1 protein-coding gene is annotated in these 2,054 nt (G+C 41.3%); it reads right to left on the bottom strand.

Translation table 11 applies throughout. From position 1 onward, the window contains the following. The coding region (locus ABY905_RS16840; RefSeq protein WP_372645990.1) for a TIM-barrel domain-containing protein at positions 1–2,054 on the bottom strand (2,054 nt) is incomplete at both ends.

Genomic DNA, 2,054 nt, shown 5'->3' with positions numbered 1-2,054 from the left:
TAATAATGCAAATCGATTTGCTTGCTTGAATAGTCAACAGTTGACTGCACCAATTTAGCAAGAGGCACAAATGAACCAGCTCGTACAAATACGGGAATATGATCTTCAAAGACTTCAACTTTTTTAGCTGAACCTCCTTCAATCATTTCATCAGTATAGAAATCGAACCAGGTATTGTTCGCTGGAAAATAAACCTCTCTTGTTGTCGCCTTGGCATCCGTTATCGGAGAAACCAAAAAGGCATCTCCCCACATGTAAGTATCCGAAATATCAAAAAGTTTGGCGTTATCCTGCTCCTTGAAAAACAGAGGACGCATTAAAGGCATACCCGATACCGAATTTTCGTGTGCCAGAGAATAATTATAAGGCAGCATGCGATATCTTAACTCAATGGCTTTCTTAGCCAGGGCTTTGGTTTTAGCTTCACGGAATACAGGTTCAGAAGGCACATCCTCCTGAGCATGTGGTCGGAAGATAGGTTGGAATACACCATACTGCAACCAACGCGCATACAATTCATCATCTAAATTGGAACCGGCAAAACCACCCAAATCCGAGTGCATCCAGGCAATGCCCTGCAGTCCCATTTGTAAGGAAATCTCAGTTTGTGGTTTCAAGCCATCCCATGAACGACTCACATCACCCGACCATGGAATCATACCATAACGTTGTGACCCCACAGCACCAGCTCTCATCAGAATAAAAGGTCGCTGATTAGGAAAATCTTTTTGGTAGCCTTCGAAAACCAGTTTAGCCCACTGATGTCCATAAATATTGTGAACCTCGTCAGCAGATCCATTGATATGTTGCAAGGCTGAGGGATGAACCTCAGGTTCGCCTAAATCGCCCCACCAGCCGCCTACGCCATTATTTATTTGCTCCTTGTAGATATTCCAGAACCAATCAATCGCTTCAGGCTTGAAGACATCAATTAATCCAGTATTTCCAAAATAGAAATCGTATTTGAAGGGATTGTCCAAAGAATCGGTACCCAGAACTTTATTTTCAACTGCCTCGTCCCATCTTTTCGATGTGGTCAAAACAAAGGGCTCCGTAATCAAAATGGTTTTAACACCTTGCTTATTAAAGTCAGCCATCATCTGCTTAGGATTAGGAAAAGAATCTCTTGTAAATTCAAGGTTTCCCATATTCCCCTTCATTTCTTTTCCAAACCAGAACAAGTCCAAAATAATCGCATCCAAAGGAATGCTATCCTTTTTAAATAGCTCTACAGTAGCTCGTGTTTCCTTTTCGGAATGGTAGCCAAAACGAGATGAAAAATTTCCTAAAGCCCAACGAGGCAAAAGGGCTTGCTTCCCTGTCAGATCGGTAAATTCTTCCATGAATTCGGGCCAGGTATCACCTGCAATCACCTGATAGGTTTTTCTTCCTGAAATGGTTTCGTAAGCTAGGGTATTTGTTTTCTGACTGTCCAAGTCTAGAAAGCCAATAGGTGCATTATCGAAATGTACGGCATATCGCTTCGAGGAAATCACCAATGGCATGGTATAGTTCATCAATTCAGAACGGGTTCCGTAACCGTAGTGTGCTCTGTTATAAAGCTGCAGTCTGTTGCCACGACGGTTCATTCCCAAAACACGGGCACCACCTCCCATTAGGGATTCTGTACTATCAAGATTAAACTCAAGGTTTTCATTTTCGTCAGACGCAAAATAGCCTCGCTTTTCAGAAATCAGTTGCTTTCCCTTGTAGCTATAGCTGATCTGAAAAGGTGATTTGCTTAATGAAACTACCATTCCAGAACTTACATAAGTCAATTCAGACTTGCTGTCAGTTAATTTAGCCTTAACTTCACCTGGCTTCAAAACAACAGCATGAGATTCAGGACTAAAACTTTCCCCAGAAGGAATAAAACTGGTTTCTACAATATTCTCATCGTAGAACTTAATCTGGTAATGACCATCATTGGTCTTTACAAGCAAATGCTCACTATTTAATTCGTGGCTTTCATAAATACGGTCAACATTCTGTGCAGTCACAATTCCGGAAAGGAAAACGAGTACACACAGAACTTGAATCTTTATAAAGAAATT

This window comes from Ancylomarina sp. (genome assembly GCF_041555295.1).
Lineage (GTDB): Bacteria > Bacteroidota > Bacteroidia > Bacteroidales > Marinifilaceae > Ancylomarina.
Note: the sequence above shows the minus strand (reverse complement) of the source record. Positions and strands in the feature narration are given on the sequence as shown.